The organism is Paucibacter sp. PLA-PC-4, from assembly GCF_026241155.1.
Classification (GTDB): domain Bacteria; phylum Pseudomonadota; class Gammaproteobacteria; order Burkholderiales; family Burkholderiaceae_C; genus Roseateles_E.
This window is the reverse complement of sequence record NZ_JAPFGP010000005.1, coordinates 252703-276406: the sequence shown is the minus strand read 5'-3', so window position 1 is coordinate 276406 and position 23704 is coordinate 252703. Positions and strand designations below refer to the sequence as shown.

The following is a 23704-nucleotide window of genomic DNA, read 5'->3' as shown; positions in this document are numbered from 1 at the left end:
ATTCATGCCCTCCAACCGGCCAAGATGAATGTCGCTGCACCGGACATCCTGCTTGACGCTATCCAAAGGCTCGCGCACACGGCGCAAGGCCTACCTGATCGCCTTCCTCGACGATGCCACCCGGGTCGTGCCGTACTGCGCCTTCGCCCTGTCCGAGAACACCCAAGCGTTCCTGCCCGTATTCAAGCAGGCCCTCATTCGCCGCGGTCTTCCCCAGCGCCTGTATGTCGACAACGGCGCCAACTACCGCTCCCAGCAACTCGCCCTGGTCTGCGCCAAGCTGGGCATCGCGCTCATCCATGCCCGACCGTTTCAGCCGGCCGGCAAGGGCAAGCAGGAACGCTTTGTTAGGACCGTGAGGGCTCAGCTGCTGCCCACGCTCAGCGAGGCCGACACGGCCAGTTTGCAAGCACTCAATCGCCGCTTGTGGGCCTGGGTCGAGACCGAGTACCACCACCACCCTCACCGCGGCCTGGACGGCGACACGCCGCTGGATCGCTGGGCCGCCAGCCGCGCGCCCCGGCTGCTCGAGCCCGATCTGAACCTCGACGCGCTTTTCCTGTTCGAGGCCAAGCGCCGTGTGCAGCGCGACCACACCGTCAGCCTCAACGGCACCGCCTTCGAGGTCGACGCCGCCCTGGTGGGCCAGACCGTCCTGCTGCGCTACGACCCCAGCGTCCCCGCCAGCCGCGGCATCGAGGTCTGGCATGAGGGCCGCTTGGTCGTGTGCGCCAAGCCCGTGGACGCCTACGCCAACTGCTTCGTGCGCCGGCGCCGCCCTACCCAGACGATCGAGGACGCCTCCCCGCCAGCCCCGGCCGCATCGCCCGAGCAGGCCTCAGCCCCGCGCGTCAGTTCCCTGGCACTGCGCAACTTGCTTGCCCCACCCGCCAACTCCGACGCCAACCCCGACGACCAGGAGCCACGCTGATGTACCTGCAACACTTCGGCCTGACCCAGTTCCCCTTCGAGCGCGCGCCCGAGCCCGATGAACTGTTCGCCTCGGTCGCCACCCGCGAGGCGCAAGCTCGCCTGGCGCACCTGGTCCAACTGCGCGGCATCGGGCTGATCACCGGCGAGGTCGGCTCGGGCAAGACCACCGTGTGCCGCCAGCTCGCCGCCACGCTGCACCCGGGCTTGCACCGCCTGTTCTACATCCCGCTGTCCACCGGCAACGTCATGGACATGTACAAGGCCATCGCCTGGCAGTTGGGCCTGCCCATCGAGCGCAACCGCGCCAGCGCCTACCGCGCTATCCACACCGAGGTCTGCCGCCTGTACACCGAGTGCCGCGTCCTGCCCGTGCTCGTCGTCGACGAGGCCCACCACCTGCGCAACGACGTGCTCGAAGACCTGCGCCTGCTCACCAACTACGCCATGGATTCCGAGCCTCGGCTGTGCCTGCTGCTGGTGGGGCTGAGCGAGTTGCGTCGGCGCATGGCCATGGCCGTGCACGAGTCGCTGACCCAGCGCATCATCGTGCGGCTGCATCTCACCGGCCTGGCTCGCGATGAGCTTGCCGACTACCTCGCCCACCGCCTGCGCTTGGCCGGCACCACCGTGGCGCTGTTCGAGCCCGCTGCCCAGGAGGCGCTGTACCAAGCCAGCCACGGCCTGCCTCGGCGCATCAACCGCATCGCCCATTACGCCCTCTCAGCCGCCGCCCTGGCCAACTCCCGCTTGGTCAGCGCCGAGCACCTTCACAGCGCCGTCGAGGAGCTTCAATGACCCACCGCACCATCTTCGTTCCCCTGCTGATGCCCAAGCTGTCCGACCAGGCCGCCGTGCATCTGATCGACATCCTCGAACAGCTCCTGGGTATCGCCCAGCACCACTACGGCGATCAGGCCCGTCGATGCCAGCGTCGCCAGCGCAAGCGCGCCGTCGATCGCCATTACCTCAACCTCGCGTCCCGCGACCACGACCCACGCGACGCGCCATTCTGATCGCCCCTTCGCCCCCAAACGCACAACGGCCCGGTAGTCCCGGGCCGTTGTGTTTGCTGCGCCGCTTTGCCTCACCTCGCCACACGCTCCACCGCGGTGAATCACTTCGCCAATCAGGCCGCCAGCCTTCACCAATCAGCCTGACAAACAGGCGGTGACATTACTTGAACGACAACACGCTGACGCCCGAGCAGCAACGAATTCGGCAGCTGGAAGCCGAGAACCAACAGCTCAAGTCGGACAACGCATTGTTAAAAAAAGCGTCCGCCTTCTTCGCCCGAGAGATGAAATGATTCATCACCTGACTGAGTCCACAGTCGATGCGAAGAAGGCCACCGTGAGCCAGTGGTGCCGGGTATTGGGCGTGAGCCGATCGGGCTTCTACGCGGCCCGTAAGCGCCTGCATGAGCCCAGACAGGCCAGCGCCTTGGTCGTTCATGCCAAAGCGGAATTCGATGCGAGCGGACGCACCTACGGCAGCCGCCGGCTGAGCGCGGCGTTGAGAGCCAAGGGCATGGCGGTGGGTCGCTATCGAACGCGCCAGTTGATGCGCAGTAACGGGCTGCAAACGCTTTGGCGGCGCAAGTTCGTTCACACCACGGACAGCCGTCATGAGCTGCCCGTCGCGGGCAATGTGCTGGCCCGTCGGTTCAAGCCGGCACGGCCCAATGAAGCATGGGTCAGCGACATGACCTACATCCGCACGCGCAGCGGCTGGCTCTACCCGGCGGTCGTGCTGGATCTGTTCTCGCGCAAGATCGTAGGTTGGGCAATGGCGCCGAGCATGCCGGCCGATCTGGTGTGTGCGGCGCTAAGTCTGGCTATCGCCAGCCGCAAGCCCGGCCCCGGCTTGCTGGTCCACTCGGATCGCGGCAGCCAATATGCCAGTCAGGCTCACACGGCGCTTCTTGCCCGTCACGGCCTCGTGTGCAGCATGAGCCGCAAGGGAAATTGCTGGGATAACGTCGTGATGGAACGCTTCTTCTTGAACCTCAAAATGGAACGGGTCTGGCAACGCGACTACGCCAATCATCCTGAAGCCCAGGCCGACATCGCTGACTACATCGCCAACTTCTACAACCCGGTGCGCCTGCATTCGACGCTGGGCTATCGATCCCCAAGCAACTACGAGCAGCAGCACGCTGCCGCCCATTAAATTTCAAAGTCCCCTTATCGGACTGTCCGAAAAAACTTGACCACGACAGTGAAACGCTGCCGCCCGTCAGCCGTACTCTATGGCGCCGCAGTCATGGAGCGCCTTGAGGGCGCCAGGTGAGCATACTGAATGCCAGGCGTACCCTGCAGCTCGTGCAGCGGACGCTCCAGATCTCTGGGCCGGGCCTCGATCTCAAGCGTGAAGATGGTGGCCATGGCTGGGTTGGGATTACCTGGGAACACGACGTTGACCTGGGCCGCCTCAGCAATCCTCTTATCCAGCAAGCGGTCGCAAAAGCGCTGGAGAAATTCGTACCACTCGGACTGAGATGGGGATGCGCCCCCAAACTCAGGCACCTTAACCTTCACAGTGATGGTTTCGTACGTCATAGACGCACTTTGAGGTTGCTCATAATTAGATTGTGCCAGCCGATACCCTTAAGGCGAGTTCAACCGAATTGTGCCGCCCCAGCGCAGGTATCCAACCCCCAAATCATGCGTCTTTTTCGTCTGGTTGGGGCAACGTTCTATGGGCAGGTTCGCACGAATGGTTGGGGCAAGCGCCATGCCGGGTTGTGACTGGGCGGCAGCGACCCGAGCGGCCAAGGCCGTGACGAAGGGTGCCGACATTGACGTGCCCGAGCACGAACCGTAGCCAGACTGGCCCTTGAAGAGCGAGGCGGTGGAACTAGTTGGCACCGTTGACCAGATATCCACGCCGGGAGCGACCAGCGCCACGTGAGGGCCGGCATTGCTGAAGTCCGCTCGCTGACCTTGATCATCGATGGCGCCAACGGCAATCACGTCCTGCAGTTTCGCCGGAAAGTTCGGGGCGGCGCCGTTGTCGGAATCGTTGCCCGCTGCAGCGATGACCACTGCGCCCGCCTGCAACGCCTGGGCAATCAAGAGTTCCTCCGTAGGATCGTGATCGGGCCCGCCCAGGCTTAGATTAATGATGAAGGCGCGCTGCATTGCCTCGCCCAGGGCGCGGTAGTAGTCCGTGGCCCGGTAATGTAGCCCTAGACCCTTGATGACCACCAGACGCGCGTTGCTGGCGCCGCGCATGCCGGAGGGCGGCGTCCCAGTGCCCGCGAGGATCCCGCACACATGGGTGCCGTGTCCAACCAGGTCCTCGTCCGGCTCACTGGTGCAATTGATGTAGGTGTCTATCGCACCGACCAGATCGGGATGCGAAGCGTCAACGCCGGTGTCCACAACAGCCACCTTGATGGCCGAAGCGTTGATGGCCCCGCTGGCATGAGCATTGACGTATTGCATGCCCCAGTCGTTGAAGCTTGCTGAAGTGCCCGCGGCAGCGCCGGCGCTGCGCTGCTGCGCGCGCCGTGCTGGCGCGAGGTAGCGCGTGGGGGCGATGTAGACGGTGAAGCCTTCGGAGTCATGTCGAAGACGCTCCACGAGATCCTCGCCATGCCTGCGGCTTTGAACCTTGAGGGTGTAGATTAGGGGGAAACGGAACCCGTCGGCGGACGAGCTGGCGCGCATGGGCGCAAAGACGCGCTCTGCCCTGCCCGTGGCGATGAGGTCGCGAAGTTCCGCGCCAGGTGAAGGTGAGGCATGGGGTAACCGGCCGCCGTGCTTAGGTTTGGCAAGCGCCACCACCTCATACTTCCAGTCCTCGGATGGAGGCTGCGCCTCGGTGCTGATCCGCATTGGACTCCCTTTCGCATCTTTAGATTGTCGCTTTTGGAACGGCTGCGCAGCAGGATAGCAGTGAGCACGGTTGCCGCAATAACTGGATTCCAGGGGATTGTTTGGGGCGGTCGCCATCTTGTGGGTCACGGACCAGTCGCAGGACGAGCGCGATTGCTAGGGTCAGTCTGCAAAACCAAGCGCGCAATGCGCGTTGACGTTGCTGGCGGATTAAGCGCCCCGTGGTGTGAAAACTGAGTGTTTGCCGAGCACGATTTGCGCCCACATCTTTGAGGTTCGCAAGTGCTCGACTAGCGTCGCAGATTGGCCCGCAATGAGCAGCGTTGACCTGCCCGGATTCTCTGAGACATTGAATCACCCTGGCGATTCACGGCACTCGGACTTTGGAAAGCGGGAGACCGTGCTGCACGGCTACAAGACCCTGTGCGGCAGCAGCCCGAAGAACCCGGTATTCGACATCAGCGACGGGAGCGGATGGTTGCGTGAGAGCACAGTAGCCAAGCCGGGGCTGCTCTCGATGTGGCCGGCGACCGTCAGGACGTGCATAAATTCTTCAAAAATCTGTGCATGTCGTGACCAAGATGCATAGATATCTACGGTTTTCTAGCGATATCGGACATTGATCCATGGCCGCCTCACCGACCAGCGCACCGCTGGAACAGCTCATCGCCCGTATTCATGATGCAGCCATTCGGAAGAAGTTGGCCACCAGCAGCCTGCACCCGAGGCGCGGAAGAGCTGATCACGATTTGGGGCCAAGCCTGGGACTTGCGGATGGACGGCTGATGTCTTGCAGATCTGGTATCGATCCGCCCCACCTAAAAGACGCCGCTCAGACTATTTGAAAAGCACCCAGGCGTGCTTGAGTCCAAGTTTGAGTCCATGCTGCATTTCGACAGAAGGAGGAACCCAGCATTCATGCGGCCTAGCGGTCAACCACCGTAATTTGTATCGGGAAATAAAAGGTCTGCTGCAAGACATCCCGTGCTGTCCGACTCTTCTTCTGGATTCAACTGGTTACCTGGCACGGCGGCGACCTCTTCCTGAGACCTGAACCCGCCAGTCTGAACCCCTCCCAATCGGCACTGCCGGTGGCCATGGGGCCATAGCGGCGACGCCGTTATCGGCTCTTCACCGCCGGCCATCATGAATGTCGTTCGACCAGACTTCCTGGTTGTTGTGATCCGGGAGTGTCTGAGGGGGCTAGAGCGTTTGGACCTGCCGCAGCGGCGGTAGCGGATGGTTGCATGAGAAGCCAGTACCCAAACCAGCGCTGCTCTCGAAGTGGCTGGCGCCGATCAGAACATGCATAAATTTCTCGAAAATCTATGCATGTCGTGACTTAGGTGCATAGATATCTACGGATTCTCATCAGTATCGATCGTTGATCGATGGTCGCCCCATCAACCAACCAACCAATCAATCGACCACCGCACCGCTCGAAAAGGTCAGCGGTCCCCGTTCTAGAAGCTGATCAGGCTGGCGCCGCGCGTGCGGCCAAGCAGTGGTGACAGGCGATGAACAAGTTCGCGATTGCCCGCTGAGATCGATTCACCAGACCCGCCCCTTAACGTGCTAATCGCGCCCGGTTCGCATCACGCCGATCTTCAGCCGCTATGCGCGCGGGCCCTTCTTCAAAGCCATGCACACAGAAACTCGGACAACCCTACCTCTAGAGTCGCGGGGGCGAATGCGATCCTAGTCGTTGTTCCAACTTCTCGATGAAGTCAGGAAGGGCAACACCCATTGCGCTGACCCAATGACGTAGCTCAAGCACGTCCAGGCGGCGAACACCGCGTTCGACTCTGCTTATATGCGTCTGCTCCCATTGAAGTCGGGCAGCCAATGCTGCCTGAGTGATGCCAGCTGCATTACGGTATTCAATCAGCAGCTCGCGAAGCAGTAGTTGGTCTTGGGTGTGGAGGTTCTTTTGCATCGGCCAGCTTGGTGCGGGCTGTACCTTGATGCCTTTGAAGAAATAGACGAAAATCGTCTAACATTCCAAAATCAGCTACAGAAGCGATCTCGATCGCTCGGTCTCAGACCCCCACGGAAGGGAGCTCACCATGAAGAAGCATCTACCTCCGGTCTTCTCACGTATCCGAGACGCCCTGCGGCGGCGCGGTAGCTCGACTCAGGATGCGGAAGACATCGTCCAGGAAGCCTGGGTGCGGCTGGCCCGCTACGAGCGTGAGCAGGTCGTCGACAAGCCCGAGGCCTTCCTGATGCAGACCGCGCTGAACCTGGCTATCGATGAGCACCGGGGCCGTGTCACCCATGGCGAGCAGGTCGTGCTCGAAGAGGTGATCCTGGTGGACGACTCGCCGCCCGTCGAGGCCGTGGTGCTGGGTCGTGAGCGACTGGCGCGGCTGCACTACTGCTTGGGGCGGCTGAGCGAGAAGAGCCGGGACATCTTCCTGGCCCACCGCCTGGATGGACTGACCTACCGGGAGATCGCCGATCATCACGGCTTGAGCATCAGCACGGTGGAGAAGCATGTCGCCAAAGCCACGATGCAACTCATTACCGGGATGCAGGACTGGTGAACGTGCGTCAAGGCGATGAGCGGGAAGGGCAAGACAACGGACAAGAACCCGCTCGAGCACAAGCACGGCAGGAGACCGAGCCTGTCGTGATGCGAGAGATTGCGGCCGAGGCGGCGGTCTGGATCGCCCGGCTACACGGGCCGGATCGATCGAATCACATGGAACGCGAATGCCGAGCCTGGCAGATGCGCTCTGCCGCTCATCGGACTGCCTTCGAGCGGGGTACGGATCTCTGGATGGAGGCCGCAGGCGTGGACCGGACGGCGGTGGCGCGCGCTGCAGCCCTCAACGCGTCAAGCGGTGCGGCAAAGACGGTGCGCGCTCAGCCCTGGCCGGTTGCAGCCGCGCTGACCACGATTTTGATCGTCGGCGCGCTTATGTTCGAGCTTCGGTGGGGGAGTGACACTTACGACACCGGGGTCGGCGAACAGCGCGTGGTGATGCTGCAGGACGGCACGCGCATGTCGCTCAACACATCGACGCGGGTCAGGGTGGCGCTGGGCTCGGACCGGCGCGCCGTGGATGTGGAAGGCGGCGAGGCGCTGTTCGAGGTTGCCAAGGAGGCAAGCCGACCGTTTGTTGTGCGCGCCGCGGGGTCCGAGGTGACTGCCACGGGCACGGCATTCGTCGTGCGCTACACGCCGGCCATCGAGGGCCGCGGGGATGCGGTGGACATCACGTTGGTTGAAGGCAGGGTGGTGGTGCGTGGCGCGCGCGAGGTCGGTGTTGCGGCAAAGTCTCGGGACGGCGTCGAGATGACGTCGGGCCAGCGCTTGAGAGTTGCTGGCCGAGAGCTCAGTCAGGTGGCTGCCGCGCTGAAGCCCCAGCTCGACCGGCCCCACGTGGACCAAGTGCTGGCATGGAAGCGCGGCGAGGCGATCTTCGACAACGCCTCCTTGCCGGAGGCCGTGGCCGAGATGAATCGCTACAGCGCAATGCCGATCAGTCTTGCTGATGCGGACGCGCTTGGCGGCCTGCGGGTCAGTGGCGTGTTCAGGACGGGCAACAACCTGGGCTTTGCGCGGGCATTGGCCAAGCTACACGGTTTGCTGGTTCGAGAACTGCCGGACCGCTTGGAACTGGCACCAGCGTAGTGCCCCTGCAAGAAGCTGGGATGTGGTGAGGCGAATGGTCAGCGGTGCTTGTGCTGTGATTTTCTGGTCTTTGTGTAGAACGCCGAGACGAGCATCAGTGGCCAAAAGCCGGCACACATGGCAAACCACAGCAGCGAGTCTGAACCATCGTCATGAGGACTGGCGGGCAGTCCGCCAAGCACCTCGCGGCGGTTGCTGAAAGCGAAGGCCAGCACGATCCCGACCGAGAGGTAGATGCTCATGATTAGGTTGTCCATGCGGCCAGTCTAGGATCATGCGCAGCGGTTTGGAATGGCCTGACACCCCCGCATTCAGGGCATCAAGTGGGGTGGAGCGGTAGGACGTCACAAGGCGGATGCTGATGGTCAAGCTTTGCCGAATCAGGAATCCAGGCGGCCCGTTCTCGTGCGAGCTGAGGGGGTGGTCAGACCATGCTGCAGGTCGACAGAACTCGCAAGCCAGCATTCACGCGGCCTCGCCGCCAATCACCGTACTTTGTATCGAGAAGTGAGCGTTACGCGAAGCCGATCTCTGCGCCTCGAATGCGGCCTTGTCCTACGCGCAGGCGTGCTTTGAGTTGGTAAATTGACTTCACTCAGGGTGCTCTTCCTCCCTCCCTCCCTCCAATGGCCCTGAGACTTGCCCGGCAGCCGTGATGGTTTGCCGGGCTTCTTTTTAGGAGTGGAGGAGCTCGGAGCTCACACAGTTGCTGCGCGCAGCTGTTCCAGGCTGACGTATTGCAGAGCGCGAGCGTGGGTGCACTCCAGGACGACCGGCGGGGCGACGCCGGCCTCATAGGCCTGCCTCCAGCGCAGCGCGCACAGGCACCAGCGGTCGCCCGGCTTGAGGCCTCGGAAGCGCTGCTCAGGGCGGGGCGTGCTGAGGTCGTTGCCGCGCAGCGCCGAGAATTGCAGAAAAGCGGCCGTGAGTTTGGCGCAGATCACATGGCTGCCGAGGTCGTGCTGATCGGTATTGCAGCAGCCGTCCCGGAAGAAGCCGGTGAGCGGGTCGTAGGAGCAGGGCACCAGCGGCGTGCCCAGCACATTGAGTGCCTGCGGCATCAGCGGCCGTGCGGCCAAGTCGACTTGGCCTTCGGTGGCTTGACGCCCTTGCCCTGGGCAGCCCAGAGCTTGTAGGCGCTGGAGGTCAGTTCGCGCTTCATCAGCTGCACCAGTTCGCCTTGGCCGATGGCGTGCTGCATCAGCACCTTGTTATAGGGCGGGGTGTCGTCCCAGGCGGTCTTGATGACCGCGTCGATCTGCTCGCGGCTGAGGCGGGGAATGGGTTTGGCCATGGTGTATTGTCCTTCAGTGGCCGTTGAAGTCGACCAGCGTGAACAGCGGCAGGCCGCTCTCTTGCAAGCGCCGTGAGCCGCCGAGCTCGGGCAGGTCGACAATGGCCGCGCCCTCCACCACCTGAGCGCCCAGACGCTGCAGCAGCTTGGCGCCGGCCATCATCGTGCCGCCGGTGGCGATCAGGTCGTCGATCAGCACGATGCGGTCGCCGGGCTTGACGGCGTCGGTGTGCATCTCCACTGTGGCGCTGCCGTATTCCAGCTCATAGGTTTCCTCCACCGTCGTGAAGGGCAGCTTGCCCTTCTTGCGGATCGGGATGAAGCCGATGTTCAGCTCGTAGGCCAGCACCGAGCCAATGATGAAGCCGCGCGCGTCGAGGCCGGCGATGGCCGTCGGCTTAGCGTCGAAATAGCGGTGCACGAACTGGTCGATGAGCACGCGGAACACGCGCGGATTGGACAGCAGCGGCGTGATGTCACGGAACTGCACGCCCGCGCTGGGCCAGTCGGGCACGGTGCGGATATGGCTCTTGATGTAGTCGGCGGCGGTGGTCGGCATAGGCGCCGATGGTAAATCAGGCCACCAGCGGACTGCAGACCATGCGGGCGCGCCCGGCCTGCTTGGCCTGGTAGAGGGCCGCATCGGCCAGCTCGATGAGGTGCAGGGCCGCCAGCTGGGCTTCGGCGACGCGCGCTGTCACGCCTATGCTCAGCGAAACGCTGTGGCGCACCGGCGAGGCGGCGTGATCGATGGCGGCCAGCCGCACGCTGTCGAGGATGCGCTGTGCCACCACCTGGGCGCCGGCCAGGTCCGTGTCGACCAGCAGCACGGCGAACTCCTCGCCGCCGTAGCGGCACACCGGCTCGCCGCCGCGGCCCACACAGCTGCGCAGCAGGGTGGCGACGCGGCGCAGGCAGTCGTCGCCGGCGACATGGCCGTAGTGATCGTTGTACTGCTTGAAATGGTCGATATCGACCAGCAGCATCGCCAGGGGTTTACCGGAGCGGGCGCTGCGTTGCCACTCGATCTGCAGCGCCTGGTCGAACAGGCGGCGGTTGCCGACGCCGGTCAGCCCGTCGGTGGTGGACTGGCGGGCCAACAGCTCGTTGGCCTGGCGCAGCCGCATCTCCTGGCGTTTGCGTTCGCTGAAGTCGGTGATGATGCCGACGAACAGATGGGTGGTGGCAGTCTTGACCTCGGCGACCGACAGGTGAACGGCCAGCTCGCGGCCGTCGCGGTGGCGGGCGCTGAACTCCTGGCTGCCGCCGTTCAGTGACGCGTTCTTGGTCAGGTCTTGCGGGTTGCTGGGAACGCCCTGTATCAGCATGCTCAGATGGCCGCCGCGCAGCTCCGGCGCGCTGAAGCCGAAGAGCTGGGCGCAGGCGGGGTTGACTTCCAGCATATGTCCGCCGGTGTCCAGCGTCACGATGCCGTTGGTGGCCGCATTGATCAGAGCCTGCAGATGGGCCTGGCTGGCAGCCAGGCGCTGCTGCTCATGGACCAGGTCGCTGACCTCCAGGCGCACGCCCACCATGCCGCCCGAGGGCGTACGGCGCTCGAAGATGCGCAGCCAGGTCTCGCCATGCACGCGCTGCAGCAGCGGCGCGCGCTGCTGGCCGCGGTTTCGCTTGCGCTCGGCCAGCCATTCCTCTTCGCGGCCGATCGCCTCGGGTACCCCCTTGATGGCAAGCGAAGAACGCGCCAGCTCCTCGAAGCTCGCACCGCGCTCGAACTCTCTGAGCATATGGGGATAGATCTCGACCAGCCGCTTGTTAAAAGCGACCAGCTTGTCCTGCGCGTCGAAAATCTCGACACTGGCCGGCAGCGCGTCGATGGCTTCTTCCAGCGTGCGTTGGGCCCGCTCAGCACGGGCCCGGGCATGGGCCATCGCCATCAGCGCAAGCCCGGCCACCAGGGCGCTCAGACCCAGGCTGGCCATGCTCAGCCAAGGCAGCCAGGCGCGGTCCACCCAGCCGCCCAGGCTGCTGATCAGCACCGTGGCCTGGAGTGCCAGCACCAGGCCAAAAGCCAGGGGCGGCCATGCGCGGGAGAGCTTGGGGCGTTGCATCTTGTTGCTTTGCGGAACAAGCGACGGATGCTAGCGGGCCCTCCCGCTCAGTGACAGACCCCCTAGCGGGGGAGTTTGTTTCAGCCGCCTCTTGTGATGGGCATCTCGACCTTGTCGGCCGGCAGCTTCATATGACGGGCCAACTCCAGCTTGGCCAGCGAGTTGCGGTGCACCTCATCGGGGCCGTCGGCCAGGCGCAGGGTGCGCTGGTGCGCCCACATCATCGCCAGCGGGGTGTCCTGCGAGACCCCCATGCCACCATAGACCTGGATCGCCCAGTCGATGATCTTCAGCGCCATCGTCGGCGCGACGATCTTGATCATCGCGATCTCGGCCTTGGCCACCTTGTTGCCCACCGTGTCCATCATGTAGGCGGCCTTCAGCGTCAGCAGCCGTGCCTGCTCGATGCTGCAGCGCGCTTCGGCGATGCGCTCCTGGGTCACGGTCTGCTGGGCGATGGTCTTGCCGAAGGCGCTGCGGGCAATCGCGCGCTCGCACATCAGCTCCAGCGCCCGCTCGGCCGCACCAATCGAGCGCATGCAGTGGTGGATGCGGCCGGGGCCCAGCCTGCCCTGGGCGATCTCGAAGCCGCGTCCCTCGCCGAGCAGGATATTGGCCACCGGCACCCGCACATTCTTCAGCACGATCTCCATATGGCCGTGCGGCGCGTCGTCGTAGCCGAACACCGACAGCGCGCGCTTGATCGTGATGCCCGGGGTGTCGGCCGGCACCAGCACCATCGACTGCTGCTCGTGGCGGCCGGCGCCCGGGTCGGTCTTGCCCATCAGGATGTAGATCGCGCAGCGCGGGTCGCCGGCGCCCGAAGACCACCACTTGGTGCCGTTGATCACATACTCATCGCCCTCGCGCTCGATGCGGCACTGGATATTGGTGGCGTCCGATGACGCCACCTCGGGCTCGGTCATCAGAAAGGCCGAGCGGATCTCGCCCTTGAGCAGCGGCTCCAGCCAGCGATCCTTGTGGGCCTCGCTGCCGTAGCGGGCGATGGTTTCCATGTTGCCGGTGTCCGGGGCTGAGCAGTTGAAGACCTCGGGCGCCCAATGCACACGGCCCATGATCTCGCACAGCGGCGCATATTCGAGATTGGACAGGCCCTGCGGCGCGCGCGGCGACTGCGGCAGGAACAGATTCCACAGCCCGGCCTGGCGCGCCAGCGGCTTGAGCTCCTCGATCAGCGTGGTCGGCAGCCAGGCATTGCCGGCGCGGCGGTTGGCCTCGATCTCGGCATGGAATCGATGCTCGTTGGGGTAGATGTGCTGATCGAAGAAGGCCAGCAGGCGCTCGCGCATCTCCTGGACCTTGGGGCTGTAGTCGAAGTTCATGATCACGCGTCCTTGTTGGCTGCCGTGCCCGGAGTGTGGCGCAAGCCGCTGGCCTCGCCTGTCGCCCAGGCGGCAGGCTGTCCCGCAGGGGACCCCGCCACCACTTGAGCTTGCTCAGCCGCGCAGCAGCTTGTCCTCGGCCAAGGCCAGCGCTTCCGGCGTGCCCGACAGCACCAGCGTGTCGCCGCCGCCCAGCAACAAGCTGTCCTGGGCCGCGACCACTGCGCCGCTAGCGCGCCGCAGCGAGACCACGCCGACACCCACCGCATGCAGGGCCAGGGCCTCCAACGGCTGCTTCGCGAACGGGCTGGCCTGGGGCAGCGTGACCGAGATCAGGCGCTCCTGCTGGCGATCCTCGGTGTTGTCGTCATCGGCACCGTGGAAATAGCCGCGCAGCAGGCCGTAGCGGGCATCACGGGCGTCGCGGGTCAGCCGGATCACGCGCCGCATCGGCACGCCCACCAGCGCCAGCGCATGGCTGGCCAGCATCAGCGAGCCCTCGATCGCCTCGGGAACGACCTCGGTGGCGCCGGCGGCGCGCAGCTTCTCCAGATCGGTGTCGTCGATGGTGCGCACCACCACCGGCACCTGGGCCGCATGTGAGCGCACCAACTGCAGGATCTTCAACGCCGAAGGCGTGTCGTGATAGGTGACCACGACGGCGCTGGCGCGCGCCAAGCCGGCGGCCATCAGGCTTTGCAGACGTGCCGCGTCGCCGAACACCACGCTTTGGCCGGCCGCCGCCGCCTGTCGCACCCGGTCCGGGTCCAGGTCCAGCGCCATATAGGGGATCTGCTCGCCCTCCAGGAGCCGGGCCAGGTTCTGGCCGCTGCGGCCGTAACCGCAGATGATCACATGGGCGTCCGCCTTGATCGCCTTCTTGGCGATGCTGGTCAGCTGCAGCGACTGCATCATCCAGTCGCTGCTGGACAACTTCATCACGATGCGGTTGCTGTACATGATCAGAAACGGCGTGGCCAGCATCGACAAGACCATGCTTGCCAGCACCGGGCTGACCCATTGAGGCGCAATCAGCTGGTGCTGGGCGCCCAAGGTCAGCAGCACAAAGCCGAACTCACCGGCCTGGGCCAGATACAGGCCGGTGCGCAGCGACACGCCGGCAGGCGCCTTGAACAGCCGTGCCAGCCCCGCCACCAGCACAAACTTGGCCAAGGTCGGGGCCAAGGTCAGCAGAAAGACCAGATGCCATTGCTCCAGCACCGGACGCCAGTCCAGCTTCATGCCGATGGTGATGAAGAACAGACCCAGCAGCACATCGTGGAAGGGCCGGATATCGGTCTCGACTTGGTGCTTGTACTCAGTCTCGGCGATCAGCATGCCGGCAACAAAGGCGCCCAGCGCCAACGACAAGCCGGCGTGCTCAGTCAGCCAGGCCAGACCCAGGGTCACCAGCAGCAGGTTCAACATGAACAGCTCTTCGCTCTTGCGCCGCGCCACCAGGGTCAGCCACCAGCGCATCACCTTCTGACCGCCGACCAACAAGATGCCCAGCAGCACCGCCGCCTTCAAGGTGGCCCAGCCCAGCGAGACCACCATCGCGCCGCCGCTGCTGTTGAGCGCCGGGATCATCACCAAGAGCGGCACCACCGCCAGATCCTGAAACAGCAGCACGCCCATCACGCGCTTGCCATGCTCGCTCTCGAGCTCCAGCCGCTCGGCCATCAGCTTGACGACGATGGCTGTCGAGCTCATCGCCATCGCCGCGCCCAGCACCAGCGAGCCCTGCCAGCTCAGCTCCCATTCGCGGCCGAAGTAGGCAAAGGCGGCTTGCAGCAGGTAGTGACCCGCCACCGTGCCGACAATGGTCAGCAGCACCTGCAACAGCCCGAGGCCGAACACCAGCGAGCGCATGCTGCGCAGCTTTGGCAGGTTGAACTCCAGCCCGATCACGAACATCAGGAACACCACGCCGAACTCGGCCAGGTAGCGGATGCTGGCGGTGTCACCGGCCAGGGCCAGCGCGTTCGGCCCGATCAACACCCCTACCGCCAGATACCCCAGCATCGGCGGCAGCTTGAGCGAGCGGCAGATCACGACACCCAGCACGGCGGCCACGAGATAGAGCAGGGCAAGGTCCAGCGAGGTGATCATCAACGGATGTTAAGGGGCGGGCGAGGTCCCCCATCCCCGGAATAGCGCGCACGCCGCCCCACCATCGGTGCACAGCGGCCTGCCCCGCCCGGTACTGGCACAAACGCCGGATCACGCGCAAACTTCGTCTTCTATGCGTTCGCCGCATGGCCGCATGTGCACTCGGCTTTGGAATCGCTGGCGTGGCGGGCCGGGTTCGCGATACCGTTCGCGCCACCGAAAAGTTACCGGAGCATTACATGCCCAATCTGTCCTTTGTCTCGCCCACGCGCAACAGTCCCTGGGGCACCTATCTGTCCCAGATCGACGCCGTTGAACCCTACCTGGGTCATCTGGCACGCTGGGTCGAGACGCTGCGCCGACCCAAGCGCGCGCTGATTGTTGACATCCCCATCGAGTTGGACAACGGGACCATCGCCCACTTCGAGGGCTACCGCGTCCAGCACAGCCTAACCCGCGGCCCCGGCAAGGGTGGCGTGCGTTACCACCCCGACGTCACGCTGGAAGAGGTGATGGCGCTGTCGGCCTGGATGACGATCAAGAACGCGGCGGTCAACCTGCCTTACGGCGGCGCCAAGGGTGGCATCCGCGTTGATCCCAAGCAGCTGTCGCTCAAAGAGCTGGAGAAGATGACGCGCCGCTACACCAGCGAGATCGGCATCATCATCGGTCCGCAGCAGGACATCCCGGCCCCCGACGTCAATACCAACGGCCAGATCATGGCCTGGATGATGGACACCTATTCGATGAACACCGGGGCCACAGCCACCGGCGTCGTCACCGGCAAGCCGATCCCGCTGGGCGGCTCGCTGGGCCGTGTGCAGGCCACCGGCCGCGGCGTGTTCGTGATCGGCCGCGAGGCGATGCGCCGCCTCAACATCCCGATGGATAACGCCCGCATCGCGGTGCAGGGCTTCGGCAATGTCGGCTCGATCGCCGCCAAGCTGTTCGCCGCCAACGGCGCCAAGATCGTCGCGGTGCAGGACCACACCGGCACCATCCTGAACGAGTCGGGCTTCGACATGACGAACCTGCTCGACCATGTGGCCAAGACCGGCGGCGTCGGCGGCTTTGCTGGCGGCGATGCAATCGCCAATGACGACTTCTGGAAGGTTCGCAGCGATGTGCTGATCCCGGCCGCGCTGGAAGGCCAGATCACTGCAGCCCGCGCCGAAGGCCTGCAGACCCGGCTGGTGCTGGAGGGCGCCAACGGCCCGACCACACCGGACGGCGACGCCGTGCTGGCCGACCGCGGCATCGTAGTTGTTCCTGACGTGATCGCCAATTCGGGTGGCGTGACTGTGTCCTACTTTGAGTGGGTGCAGGACTTCAGCAGCTTCTTCTGGACCGAAGACGAGATCAATGTCCGCCTGGACAAGATCATCACCGGCGCCTTCAAGCACATCTGGGAAACGTCGGAGCAGCACCGCATCCCGCTGCGCACGGCTGCCTTCGTCGTGGCCTGCACGCGGGTGCTGGAGGCACGCGAAGAGCGGGGCCTCTACCCCTGAGATCTGCGGCCCGACCGGGCCGCTACCTCCAGTAGCGCGGATAGCTGCCGCGTTGGCGCAGGTTGTTGACCAGCAGGGCCACGAGCACGATGGCCAGCGAGCCGGCCAGCACCGGCGTCAGCAAAAATGTGGCACCGGCCTGGCTGGCGAACACCACCAGCGGGTCGGCGCCGGCCGGCGCGTGCACGGTCCGGGTGATCTGCATCAGCGCCAGCGCCAGGCCCACGGCGATGCCTGCCGCCCACCAGCTGTCGCCCAGCACCGCCATGACCAGCAGCCCGACCAAGCTGGCCACCAGGTGGCCGCCCACAATGCTGCGCGGCTGGGCCAGCGGGCTGTCGGGCAGGCCGAAGGCCAGCACGCAGCTCGCGCCGAACGGGGCCATCTGCCAGGGGTAGCCGCTGGCCTGGGTCAGCCAGCCGGTCAGCGCGATGGCCAGCGTCGCGCCCAGCGCCGACCACACGATGAAGGCCGGCGACGGACTGGCCGGCGCACGCGAGGCCGACAGTCGCTTCAGGCTCGCAAGAAACGAGGGCATTGCATGGCTCCGTTGGTATCGATGCCCTCGATGGTAAACCGATCGGTATACTCAAGTCAACCGATCGGTTTACTTTCGACGCTTTCGCGCCGATACTGGCGCTGTTGCCAACCCGGAGTCAGACACGCATGAGCAAGGCCGAGCATCTGGTCCAGCGGGCGATGCAGCTGTTCTATCGCCAAGGCTTTCATGCCACCGGCGTCGATCAACTAAGCCGCGAGGGCGAGTTGACGAAGAAGACGCTGTACCGCTATTTCCCGACCAAGGAGGCCCTGGTGCATGCCGCGCTGCGGGCCCGCCACGAGGCTCTGCTGGGCCGCATACGCGCCCATGTCGAGCGCCGGCCGTTGCAGCAGCGGCCGCTGGCCTATATCGATTTTGTCTGCGGCTGGAGCCGCGAGCCCGACTTCTGCGGCTGCGCCTTCATCAATGCCGCCGCCGAATATGCGGATGCGGCCGATCCTGCCCATGCGATCGCGGCCGAGCACAAGAAGAGCCTGCGCGACTATCTGCAGCGCCTGTGCGAGGAGGCCGGGCTGGCCGCGCCGGCCCGGGCGGCCTCCTCGCTGTTCCTGATCGGTGAAGGCCTGACGGTGGCTGCCCAGGTGGCGGGCGCCGATACGGCGCTGGCCGACCAGGCGATGGCACTGGCGGCCGCAGCGCTGGCGCAGCCGGCCTAGGCCAGATCCACCCGTAGCGGCCGCCGGGCCCAGCTGTCCGGCAGGTCCTGCAAGACCTGCCGGGCGTCGAGCGAGCGGATCGGCACGGCCAGATCGACGGGGATGCGCTGGCGCGCCTGCAAAGCCATATAGCGCAGCGCGCTGACCCGCAGAAAAGACGCGAAGTTGCCCACCGCGCCGCGCGCCTGGACCAGCTCGTCGTAGAGCTTCTCGATCAGCTGGGTCACGCCCATGCCGTCGCGCGCGCCGATCTCCTCGAGCACCTCCCAGTGCAGGTTTTCCAGCCGGATGCTGGTGACCACACCGTGCAGGCGCAGCGAGCGGGTGCGCGACTCGTAGGACTCGGGATTGGCGCTGATGAAGACTTCGCACATGGTCGGCTCCTGGGGCACGGATGATTTTGCGTCAAAGCTCGATACGCGTGCCCAGTACCGCCAGGAACTGCGCGATCCAGGCCGGGTGGGCTGGCCACGCCGGCGCAGTGACCAGGCGGCCATCGGTGACGGCCTGGTCCACCGGGATCTCGGCATAGCTGGCACCGGCCAGCTCGACCTCGGGCGCGCAGGCCGGATAGGCCGAGACTCGTCTGCCGCGTATCACGCCGGCGGCGGCCAGCAGCTGGGCACCATGGCAGATCGCCGCGATCGGCTTGTCGGCGCGGGCGAAGTGCTGGACCAGGGCGACCACGCCGGGCACGGTTCGCAGGTACTCGGGCGCGCGCCCGCCCGGGATCACCAGGCCGTCATAGTCCTCGGGCCGGACATCGGCAAAGGTAGCGTTGAGTGTGAAGCGGTGGCCGGGCTTCTCGGAATAGGTCTGCGCGCCCTCGAAGTCGTGGATGGCCGTCAGCACATGGTCGCCGGCCACCTTGCCGGGGCAGACCGCATCGACCCGGTGGCCCACGGCCAGCAGGGCCTGAAAAGGCACCATGATCTCGTAGTCTTCGACATAGTCGCCGGCCAGCAGCAGCAGTTTCTTCGCGCTCATAGGAAGTCTCCTGTTATGTGACGGCGGATGCCGTCGCTCCGATTGTGAAAACGCCGGCCCCGCGATGGGTAACAGCCGGCCACTACAGCGTCGGGCGCCGCCGCTACACTGGCCAGATGATGCAATCTCCGCCCTTTGACGCCGCTCGCGCCCTGGCCATGGCCCGGCACACGTTGCAGATCGAGGCCGCCGCGCTGACCGGCCTGCTGCCGCGTCTGGGCCCCTCGTTCTCAGCCGCCGTGCAAGCCGTCATGGACTGCTCCGGTCGGGTCGCGGTGATGGGCATGGGCAAGAGCGGCCATGTCGGGCGCAAGATCGCCGCGACGCTGTCCTCGACCGGCACACCGGCGCTGTTCGTCCACCCGGCAGAGGCCAGCCATGGCGATCTGGGTATGGTCACGACCAATGATGTGGTGCTGGCCCTGTCGAACTCGGGCGAGAGCGACGAACTCAACGCCATCCTGCCGGTGCTCAAGCGCCTTGGCGTCGTCATCATCGCGATGACCGGTGGCGCCACATCCAGCCTGGCACGGCACGCTGACTTCGTGCTCGACAGCAAGGTCGACCAGGAGGCCTGCCCGCTGAACCTGGCGCCGACCGCCAGCACCACGGCCCAGATGGCGCTGGGCGATGCGCTGGCCGTGGCCCTGCTGGACGCGCGCGGCTTCAAGGAAGAAGACTTCGCCCGCTCCCACCCGGGCGGCGCGCTGGGCCGCAAGCTGCTGACCCATGTGCACGACCTGATGCGCAGCGGCGAGGCGCTGCCAACTGTGGCACCCGAAGCCAGCTTCAGCGAGATGATGCGCACGATGTCGGCCAAGGGACTGGGCGCGGCCATCGTTGTCGACGCCGAACGCCAGGTGCTGGGCATCTTCACCGACGGCGATCTGCGCCGCCTGATCGAGCGCGGCGAAGACCTGCGCGCACTCAAGGCAGGCGAGGTGGCCTCCAAGCACCCGCGCACGGTCTCGGCCGACGCGCTGGCGGTCGACGCCGCCGATCTGATGGAGAGCGCGCGCATCACGCTGGTGCTGGCGGTCGATGCCCAGCAGCGCCTGGTCGGCGCAATCAGCATCAACGACCTGATGCAGGCCAAGGTGATCTGATGCGGGCTAGCCTGCAATTTCCACCGCAGCTGCTGCTCAAGGCCCAGGGACCAGGTCTTGCCATCAAGGCCGCGATCTTCGATGTCGACGGTGTGCTGACCGACGGCCGCATCTACATCGGCGAGCACGGCGAGAGCTTCAAGGCCTTCTCGACGCTTGACGGCCACGGCCTGAAGCTGCTGGACCAAGGCGGCATCACCCCCATCATCATCACCGGCCGTGATTCGCCGGCGGTGCGCCGCCGTGTCGCCGACCTCGGGCTCAGGCATGCCGTCTACGGGGCCAAGAACAAGCTCGCTGTGGCGCAGCCGCTGCTGGATCAGCTGGGCCTGGACTGGCCAGAAGTCGCCGCGATGGGGGACGACTGGCCCGATCTGCCCCTGATGACTCGCGCCGGGTTTGCCTGCGCGCCGGCCCAGGCCCATGCCGAGGTGCGGGCCGTGGCCCATCACATCACCGCCGCGCCCGGCGGCCATGGTGCTGCGCGCGAATGCTGCGACCTGCTGCTGATGGCCGCCGGCCGCTACCAGGCCCTGCTGAGCAGCCATCTCGAGACCTTGGACGGGGGCCATCCCTGATGGTGACCCTGGCCCCGCCGCCGGCACCGAGCCGGCGCCGTCTGCCGCAGAGTTGGTTGTGGCGGCTGCAGTCGCTGGCATCGGCCTATCTGCCGCTGCTGCTGATGGCTTTTCTGGCCGCCGGCACCTGGTGGCTGGTCAAAAACACGCCGCTGCTGGACGGGCCGATGGAGCCGGTGCCGCCGCGCCATGTGCCCGACTACCGCATGCAGGGCTTCGAGCTGCAGCGCTTCGACGCCGCTGGCGCGCTGCGCTTTCGGGTCGAGGGCAGCGAGATGCGCCACTATCCCGATACCGACACGCTGGAGATCGACGGCGTGCGCGTGCGCGCCTTCGCGGCCGACGGCGCGATGCTGCTGGCCACCGCCCGGCGTGCTGTCGGCAATGGCGACGGCAGCGAGATGCAACTGCTGGGCGATGTCACGGTGCAACGCTTCGAGCCGGCGCGTGAGGGCGGGCTGTCCCAGCGGCCGGCGCTGGAGGTGCGCGGCGAGTTCCTGCATGCCTTGCTAAGCAGCGAGAAGCTGCGCTCGCACTTGCCGGTGGTGCTGCGCTACGCCGGCGGCGAAGTGCGTGCTGCCTCGTTCGAGTACGACCATCTCAGCGGCAAGCTGGGCTTTGGCGGCCGTAGCAGCGCCCGTTTCGATCCGCCCGGCGCGCGCAAGACCATCGCAACACCATGAAACTGGTCTATATCACCGGCGCCTCCAGCGGCATTGGCCAGGCCCTGGCCCTGCAGTATTACCGAGCCGGCTGGCGCCTGGCCCTGGTGGCACGGCGTGTTGACGAGCTGCGCGCCTGGGCCCAGGCGCAGGACCTGGCCCCCGAGCGCTGGGCCGTCTACGGTGCCGATGTGCGCGATGTCGCCGCGATCACCGGTGCCGGGCGCGCCTGCATCGCGGCCCAGGGCCTGCCCGACGTCGTGATCGCCAATGCCGGCATCAGCATCGGCATGGACACCGCGGAGTTGGCGGACATTGAGGTGATGCGGCAGATCTACGAGACTAATAATATCGGTCTGGCCGCCACGTTCCAGGCCTTTGTCGCGCCGATGGTGGCGCGGGGCAGCGGCGCGCTGGTGGGCATAGGCAGCGTGGCTGGCATCCGCGGGCTGCCCGGCCATGCGGCCTACTGCTCCAGCAAAGCCGCAGTGATCAGCTATTGCGAGAGCCTGCGGGGAGAATGCCGACCCTTCGGTGTCAAGGTCGTGACGATCTCGCCGGGCTATATCGACACGCCGCTGACGCGCCAGAACCGCTACAGCATGCCCTTTCTGATGCAGCCGGACGATTTCGCGGCACGCGCCTTCGAGGCCATCGCCGCCGGCGCCAGCTACCGCGTGATCCCCTGGCAGATGGGCGTGGTCGCCAAGCTGATGCGGGCCCTGCCCAACGCGCTGTTCGACAAGCTGCTGGCCGGGCGGCCGCGAAAGCACCGCCAGTCGAGCTGATCAGCCGAGAGCGTCGAGCAGGGCCTGGAGCTGGCGCCGCTCGGCCGGATGGCGGGCAAGCCGCAGCGCCTGGGCATAGTCGGCGCGGGCCTCGTCCAGCCGGCCCAAGGCGTGGCGCCATTGCGCTCGCGCGGCCCAGGCATAGGGCATGGGCTGCTGACCCAGCTGCGCCCAGTCCTCGTCCAGCCGGGCCAGCGCGGCCGCAGGCCCCTCGGTATGCGCCAGTGCCACCGCATAGCCCAGGCGTGCGCAGGACGAGCCGTCCAGCGCCAGCAATGCCTCGTAGTAGTGCCGCAGCCGGGCCCAGTCAGTGGCCTCCCAGCTGGGCGCGCGGGCATGCTCGGCGGCGATGCAGGCCTGCAGGTGATAGCTGCTCAAGACCTGACCCCTTGCGGCTAGCTGCAGATGGCGCAGGCCCATCTCCACCATGCGGCGGTCCCAGCGGCCACGCGATTGCTCCGGCAGCCGCACCAGATCGCCCATCGCATCGAGCCGGCCGTCCAGCCGCGCGCCGTGTAGCAGCAAGAGGGCGGCCAAGGCATCGGCCTCGGCGGCCGCGCTGATGGGATGGGCAGCCAGTGCGCGCGCCAGTCGGATCGCCTCCCAGCACAGCTCCTTGGCGATGACCACAGAAGCCGGGCCAGCGCTCTGGTAGCCCTGGTTGAACATCAGGTACAGGGTGGCCAGTACGGCGCTGCGGCGCTGCTCCAGCTCGGTGGGGGGCGGCAGGCTCAGCGCCTGCTTGGCCAGCAAATTGCGGGCGCGCGCCAGGCGCTGAGCCAGCGCGGCGTCACCACACAACAGGCCGGCGGCGATGGTCCGCAGCGGCAGGCCGGTCAGCAAGCGCAGCGCCAGCGCGACTTGGCTTGCCAGCGGCAGCGCCGGGTGGCAGCAGGCGAACAGCAGTTGCAGCTCCTCGTCGTGCAGCTCGGTGGCGAAGCGCTCGCTGGCGGGCGGGCGCGGGTCGGGCGGCTCGGCGGCCTCATCCAGCGGCTGCAGCGGCGCTTCGTGGCGCAGCTGATCCACCGCTGCACGCCAGGCCACGCGGTAGAGCCAGCCGGCCGGGTTGTCCGGCCAGCCTTGCAGAGGCCAGAGCCGCGCGGCGCGCAGCAGCGCGGTCTGCAGCGCGTCCTCGGCCACAGCGATGTGGCTCAGGCCCAGGCTGTGAAGCAGCTGGGCGGTCAGGCGCGCAAACTCGCGCCTGACCAACTGATCAAAGTCAGAGGGCTTCAATCTGACGCAACGTGATCCAGCTGCTGCCACCCAGGTGCGGGCAGGTGGCGGCGAGGGCCTGGGCTTCGGCCAGGCTTTCGGCCCGGATGATGAAAAGGCCGCCGATCACGTCTTTGGCCTCGGCCCAGGGACCGTCGCTGGCCAGCAGCTGCGCCCCGGGGCGGCGCAGCTCGCGCCCACCGTCATCGCAGAGCTTGTGGCCGGCGCTGAGCCGGCCCTGCTGGCGCAGCGTCTCGGCCCAGTCGCTGTAGCGCTGGATCAGCGCGCGCAGCTCGCTCTCGCTCATCGTCGGCTGGTCGGCCGGGGTTTCGTGCAGCAGCATCAGATAGTCATGCATGGCATGGTCCTCGTGGTGGCAGCGGGCCGACATGGCCCGCTTATGGACATGACG

At 65.9% G+C, this 23704-nt stretch carries 26 protein-coding genes and 1 pseudogene; 12 read left to right on the top strand and 15 right to left on the bottom strand.

Annotation, left to right across the window (positions count from 1 at the left end; genetic code table 11):
- Window positions 1–52: 52 nt before the first annotated feature.
- The 4 genes and pseudogenes from OOZ63_RS10390 to OOZ63_RS10375 form a co-directional block, all read left to right on the top strand.
- Complete coding sequence (locus tag OOZ63_RS10390) at window positions 53–931, top strand: DDE-type integrase/transposase/recombinase (RefSeq protein WP_266005379.1); 879 nt, start codon at window positions 53–55, stop codon at window positions 929–931.
- Entirely contained in the window at window positions 931–1728 is a 798-nt protein-coding gene (locus OOZ63_RS10385; protein WP_266005378.1) for an ExeA family protein, read from the top strand. Before OOZ63_RS10390 ends, OOZ63_RS10385 begins: the two co-directional genes overlap by 1 nt.
- The gene (locus OOZ63_RS10380; RefSeq protein WP_266005377.1) at window positions 1725–1946 is read left to right on the top strand and encodes a hypothetical protein; all 222 of its coding nucleotides are present in this window, start codon (window positions 1725–1727) and stop codon (window positions 1944–1946) included. Before OOZ63_RS10385 ends, OOZ63_RS10380 begins: the two co-directional genes overlap by 4 nt.
- Before the next feature lie 179 nt (window positions 1947–2125).
- Window positions 2126–3102: pseudogene (locus OOZ63_RS10375) on the top strand (IS3 family transposase); the annotation flags it as partial.
- Window positions 3103–3179: 77 nt separating this feature from the next.
- Here the strand turns inward: OOZ63_RS10375 and OOZ63_RS10370 are convergent.
- The 3 genes from OOZ63_RS10370 to OOZ63_RS10360 form a co-directional block, all read right to left on the bottom strand.
- On the bottom strand, window positions 3180–3491 hold the full coding sequence (locus tag OOZ63_RS10370; RefSeq protein ID WP_266005376.1) for a hypothetical protein: 312 nt from the start codon (window positions 3489–3491) through the stop codon (window positions 3180–3182).
- Window positions 3492–3539: 48 nt separating this feature from the next.
- The gene (locus OOZ63_RS10365; RefSeq protein ID WP_266005375.1) at window positions 3540–4772 is read right to left on the bottom strand and encodes a S8 family peptidase; all 1233 of its coding nucleotides are present in this window, start codon (window positions 4770–4772) and stop codon (window positions 3540–3542) included.
- Between the two features lie 1672 nt (window positions 4773–6444).
- On the bottom strand, window positions 6445–6708 hold the full coding sequence (locus tag OOZ63_RS10360) for a helix-turn-helix domain-containing protein (RefSeq protein ID WP_266005374.1): 264 nt from the start codon (window positions 6706–6708) through the stop codon (window positions 6445–6447).
- Between the two features lie 130 nt (window positions 6709–6838).
- Here OOZ63_RS10360 and OOZ63_RS10355 point away from each other — a divergent pair, with 130 nt between their 5' ends.
- Together OOZ63_RS10355 and OOZ63_RS10350 are read left to right on the top strand one after the other, a co-directional pair.
- The gene (locus OOZ63_RS10355) at window positions 6839–7318 is read left to right on the top strand and encodes an RNA polymerase sigma factor (protein ID WP_266005373.1); all 480 of its coding nucleotides are present in this window, start codon (window positions 6839–6841) and stop codon (window positions 7316–7318) included.
- Between the two features lie 89 nt (window positions 7319–7407).
- Window positions 7408–8412: a FecR family protein gene (locus tag OOZ63_RS10350; RefSeq protein WP_266005372.1), complete on the top strand. Its 1005-nt coding sequence runs from the start codon at window positions 7408–7410 to the stop codon at window positions 8410–8412.
- 38 nt (window positions 8413–8450) lie between these two features.
- Here the strand turns inward: OOZ63_RS10350 and OOZ63_RS10345 are convergent, their stop codons facing one another.
- The 7 genes from OOZ63_RS10345 to OOZ63_RS10315 form a co-directional block, all read right to left on the bottom strand.
- Window positions 8451–8654 carry a hypothetical protein gene (locus OOZ63_RS10345; protein WP_266005371.1) on the bottom strand — a complete coding sequence of 68 codons (204 nt, stop codon included), beginning with the start codon at window positions 8652–8654 and terminating at the stop codon, window positions 8451–8453.
- A gap of 456 nt (window positions 8655–9110) precedes the next feature.
- Entirely contained in the window at window positions 9111–9473 is a 363-nt protein-coding gene (locus OOZ63_RS10340) for a DUF2237 family protein (RefSeq protein WP_266005407.1), read from the bottom strand.
- On the bottom strand, window positions 9473–9706 hold the full coding sequence (locus OOZ63_RS10335) for a DUF2805 domain-containing protein (protein ID WP_266005370.1): 234 nt from the start codon (window positions 9704–9706) through the stop codon (window positions 9473–9475). The genes OOZ63_RS10340 and OOZ63_RS10335 overlap by 1 nt, the downstream gene beginning before the upstream one ends.
- Before the next feature lie 13 nt (window positions 9707–9719).
- A complete protein-coding gene (locus OOZ63_RS10330) occupies window positions 9720–10265 on the bottom strand; it encodes an adenine phosphoribosyltransferase (RefSeq protein ID WP_266005369.1) in 546 nt (181 codons plus the stop codon).
- Between the two features lie 16 nt (window positions 10266–10281).
- Window positions 10282–11775, bottom strand: a complete 1494-nt coding sequence (locus tag OOZ63_RS10325) for a diguanylate cyclase (protein ID WP_266005368.1) — start codon at window positions 11773–11775, stop codon at window positions 10282–10284.
- Window positions 11776–11855: 80 nt separating this feature from the next.
- Window positions 11856–13118 (bottom strand): acyl-CoA dehydrogenase family protein, encoded by a 1263-nt coding sequence (locus OOZ63_RS10320; RefSeq protein ID WP_266005367.1) that lies wholly within the window; start codon window positions 13116–13118, stop codon window positions 11856–11858.
- A gap of 114 nt (window positions 13119–13232) precedes the next feature.
- The gene (locus OOZ63_RS10315; protein ID WP_266005366.1) at window positions 13233–15230 is read right to left on the bottom strand and encodes a cation:proton antiporter; all 1998 of its coding nucleotides are present in this window, start codon (window positions 15228–15230) and stop codon (window positions 13233–13235) included.
- 239 nt (window positions 15231–15469) lie between these two features.
- Between OOZ63_RS10315 and OOZ63_RS10310 the strand changes: the two genes are divergently transcribed.
- Window positions 15470–16741, top strand: coding sequence for a Glu/Leu/Phe/Val family dehydrogenase (locus OOZ63_RS10310; RefSeq protein ID WP_266005365.1), 1272 nt, complete (start codon window positions 15470–15472; stop codon window positions 16739–16741).
- Between the two features lie 22 nt (window positions 16742–16763).
- On the opposite strand, the gene OOZ63_RS10305 is transcribed toward OOZ63_RS10310, so the two are convergent.
- Window positions 16764–17279 (bottom strand): HPP family protein, encoded by a 516-nt coding sequence (locus tag OOZ63_RS10305; protein ID WP_266005364.1) that lies wholly within the window; start codon window positions 17277–17279, stop codon window positions 16764–16766.
- A 128-nt stretch (window positions 17280–17407) separates the two neighbouring features.
- Between OOZ63_RS10305 and OOZ63_RS10300 the strand changes: the two genes are divergently transcribed.
- Window positions 17408–17959, top strand: a complete 552-nt coding sequence (locus tag OOZ63_RS10300; RefSeq protein WP_266005363.1) for a TetR/AcrR family transcriptional regulator — start codon at window positions 17408–17410, stop codon at window positions 17957–17959.
- Here OOZ63_RS10300 and OOZ63_RS10295 read toward each other — a convergent pair.
- Window positions 17956–18333 (bottom strand): ribbon-helix-helix domain-containing protein, encoded by a 378-nt coding sequence (locus OOZ63_RS10295; protein ID WP_266005362.1) that lies wholly within the window; start codon window positions 18331–18333, stop codon window positions 17956–17958. The genes OOZ63_RS10300 and OOZ63_RS10295 overlap by 4 nt on opposite strands.
- A 31-nt stretch (window positions 18334–18364) precedes the next feature.
- Window positions 18365–18946 (bottom strand): DJ-1/PfpI family protein, encoded by a 582-nt coding sequence (locus tag OOZ63_RS10290; RefSeq protein ID WP_266005361.1) that lies wholly within the window; start codon window positions 18944–18946, stop codon window positions 18365–18367.
- Between the two features lie 119 nt (window positions 18947–19065).
- Here OOZ63_RS10290 and OOZ63_RS10285 point away from each other — a divergent pair, with 119 nt between their 5' ends.
- Genes OOZ63_RS10285 through OOZ63_RS10270 form a run of 4 tightly spaced genes read left to right on the top strand, consistent with a single transcriptional unit; the run spans window position 19066 to window position 22080 of the window.
- Window positions 19066–20052, top strand: a complete 987-nt coding sequence (locus OOZ63_RS10285) for a KpsF/GutQ family sugar-phosphate isomerase (protein ID WP_266005406.1) — start codon at window positions 19066–19068, stop codon at window positions 20050–20052.
- On the top strand, window positions 20052–20630 hold the full coding sequence (locus OOZ63_RS10280) for a KdsC family phosphatase (protein ID WP_266005360.1): 579 nt from the start codon (window positions 20052–20054) through the stop codon (window positions 20628–20630). Before OOZ63_RS10285 ends, OOZ63_RS10280 begins: the two co-directional genes overlap by 1 nt.
- The gene (gene lptC, locus OOZ63_RS10275) at window positions 20630–21313 is read left to right on the top strand and encodes an LPS export ABC transporter periplasmic protein LptC (RefSeq protein WP_266005359.1); all 684 of its coding nucleotides are present in this window, start codon (window positions 20630–20632) and stop codon (window positions 21311–21313) included. The genes OOZ63_RS10280 and lptC overlap by 1 nt, the downstream gene beginning before the upstream one ends.
- Window positions 21310–22080, top strand: a complete 771-nt coding sequence (locus tag OOZ63_RS10270; RefSeq protein WP_266005358.1) for an SDR family oxidoreductase — start codon at window positions 21310–21312, stop codon at window positions 22078–22080. The genes lptC and OOZ63_RS10270 overlap by 4 nt, the downstream gene beginning before the upstream one ends.
- On the opposite strand, the gene OOZ63_RS10265 is transcribed toward OOZ63_RS10270, so the two are convergent.
- A complete protein-coding gene (locus OOZ63_RS10265; RefSeq protein ID WP_266005357.1) occupies window positions 22081–23313 on the bottom strand; it encodes an RNA polymerase sigma factor in 1233 nt (410 codons plus the stop codon). It lies immediately after the preceding gene.
- The gene (locus tag OOZ63_RS10260; protein WP_266005356.1) at window positions 23300–23650 is read right to left on the bottom strand and encodes a YciI family protein; all 351 of its coding nucleotides are present in this window, start codon (window positions 23648–23650) and stop codon (window positions 23300–23302) included. Before OOZ63_RS10260 ends, OOZ63_RS10265 begins: the two co-directional genes overlap by 14 nt.
- Window positions 23651–23704: the final 54 nt, after the last annotated feature.

Bases quoted from the DNA above. Each gene is read 5' to 3' on its own strand.
- OOZ63_RS10385 (WP_266005378.1), top strand. From the start codon at position 931: ATGTACCTGCAACACTTCGGCCTGACCCAGTTCCCCTTCGAGCGCGCG.
- OOZ63_RS10380 (WP_266005377.1), top strand. From the start codon at position 1,725: ATGACCCACCGCACCATCTTCGTTCCCCTGCTGATGCCCAAGCTGTCC.
- OOZ63_RS10370 (WP_266005376.1), bottom strand. From the start codon at position 3,491: ATGACGTACGAAACCATCACTGTGAAGGTTAAGGTGCCTGAGTTTGGG.
- OOZ63_RS10365 (WP_266005375.1), bottom strand. From the start codon at position 4,772: ATGCGGATCAGCACCGAGGCGCAGCCTCCATCCGAGGACTGGAAGTAT.
- OOZ63_RS10360 (WP_266005374.1), bottom strand. From the start codon at position 6,708: ATGCAAAAGAACCTCCACACCCAAGACCAACTACTGCTTCGCGAGCTG.
- OOZ63_RS10355 (WP_266005373.1), top strand. From the start codon at position 6,839: ATGAAGAAGCATCTACCTCCGGTCTTCTCACGTATCCGAGACGCCCTG.
- OOZ63_RS10350 (WP_266005372.1), top strand. From the start codon at position 7,408: ATGCGAGAGATTGCGGCCGAGGCGGCGGTCTGGATCGCCCGGCTACAC.
- OOZ63_RS10345 (WP_266005371.1), bottom strand. From the start codon at position 8,654: ATGAGCATCTACCTCTCGGTCGGGATCGTGCTGGCCTTCGCTTTCAGC.
- OOZ63_RS10340 (WP_266005407.1), bottom strand. From the start codon at position 9,473: ATGCCGCAGGCACTCAATGTGCTGGGCACGCCGCTGGTGCCCTGCTCC.
- OOZ63_RS10335 (WP_266005370.1), bottom strand. From the start codon at position 9,706: ATGGCCAAACCCATTCCCCGCCTCAGCCGCGAGCAGATCGACGCGGTC.
- OOZ63_RS10330 (WP_266005369.1), bottom strand. From the start codon at position 10,265: ATGCCGACCACCGCCGCCGACTACATCAAGAGCCATATCCGCACCGTG.
- OOZ63_RS10325 (WP_266005368.1), bottom strand. From the start codon at position 11,775: ATGCAACGCCCCAAGCTCTCCCGCGCATGGCCGCCCCTGGCTTTTGGC.
- OOZ63_RS10320 (WP_266005367.1), bottom strand. From the start codon at position 13,118: ATGAACTTCGACTACAGCCCCAAGGTCCAGGAGATGCGCGAGCGCCTG.
- OOZ63_RS10315 (WP_266005366.1), bottom strand. From the start codon at position 15,230: ATGATCACCTCGCTGGACCTTGCCCTGCTCTATCTCGTGGCCGCCGTG.
- OOZ63_RS10310 (WP_266005365.1), top strand. From the start codon at position 15,470: ATGCCCAATCTGTCCTTTGTCTCGCCCACGCGCAACAGTCCCTGGGGC.
- OOZ63_RS10305 (WP_266005364.1), bottom strand. From the start codon at position 17,279: ATGCCCTCGTTTCTTGCGAGCCTGAAGCGACTGTCGGCCTCGCGTGCG.
- OOZ63_RS10300 (WP_266005363.1), top strand. From the start codon at position 17,408: ATGAGCAAGGCCGAGCATCTGGTCCAGCGGGCGATGCAGCTGTTCTAT.
- OOZ63_RS10295 (WP_266005362.1), bottom strand. From the start codon at position 18,333: ATGTGCGAAGTCTTCATCAGCGCCAATCCCGAGTCCTACGAGTCGCGC.
- OOZ63_RS10290 (WP_266005361.1), bottom strand. From the start codon at position 18,946: ATGAGCGCGAAGAAACTGCTGCTGCTGGCCGGCGACTATGTCGAAGAC.
- OOZ63_RS10285 (WP_266005406.1), top strand. From the start codon at position 19,066: ATGCAATCTCCGCCCTTTGACGCCGCTCGCGCCCTGGCCATGGCCCGG.
- OOZ63_RS10280 (WP_266005360.1), top strand. From the start codon at position 20,052: ATGCGGGCTAGCCTGCAATTTCCACCGCAGCTGCTGCTCAAGGCCCAG.
- lptC (WP_266005359.1), top strand. From the start codon at position 20,630: ATGGTGACCCTGGCCCCGCCGCCGGCACCGAGCCGGCGCCGTCTGCCG.
- OOZ63_RS10270 (WP_266005358.1), top strand. From the start codon at position 21,310: ATGAAACTGGTCTATATCACCGGCGCCTCCAGCGGCATTGGCCAGGCC.
- OOZ63_RS10260 (WP_266005356.1), bottom strand. From the start codon at position 23,650: ATGCATGACTATCTGATGCTGCTGCACGAAACCCCGGCCGACCAGCCG.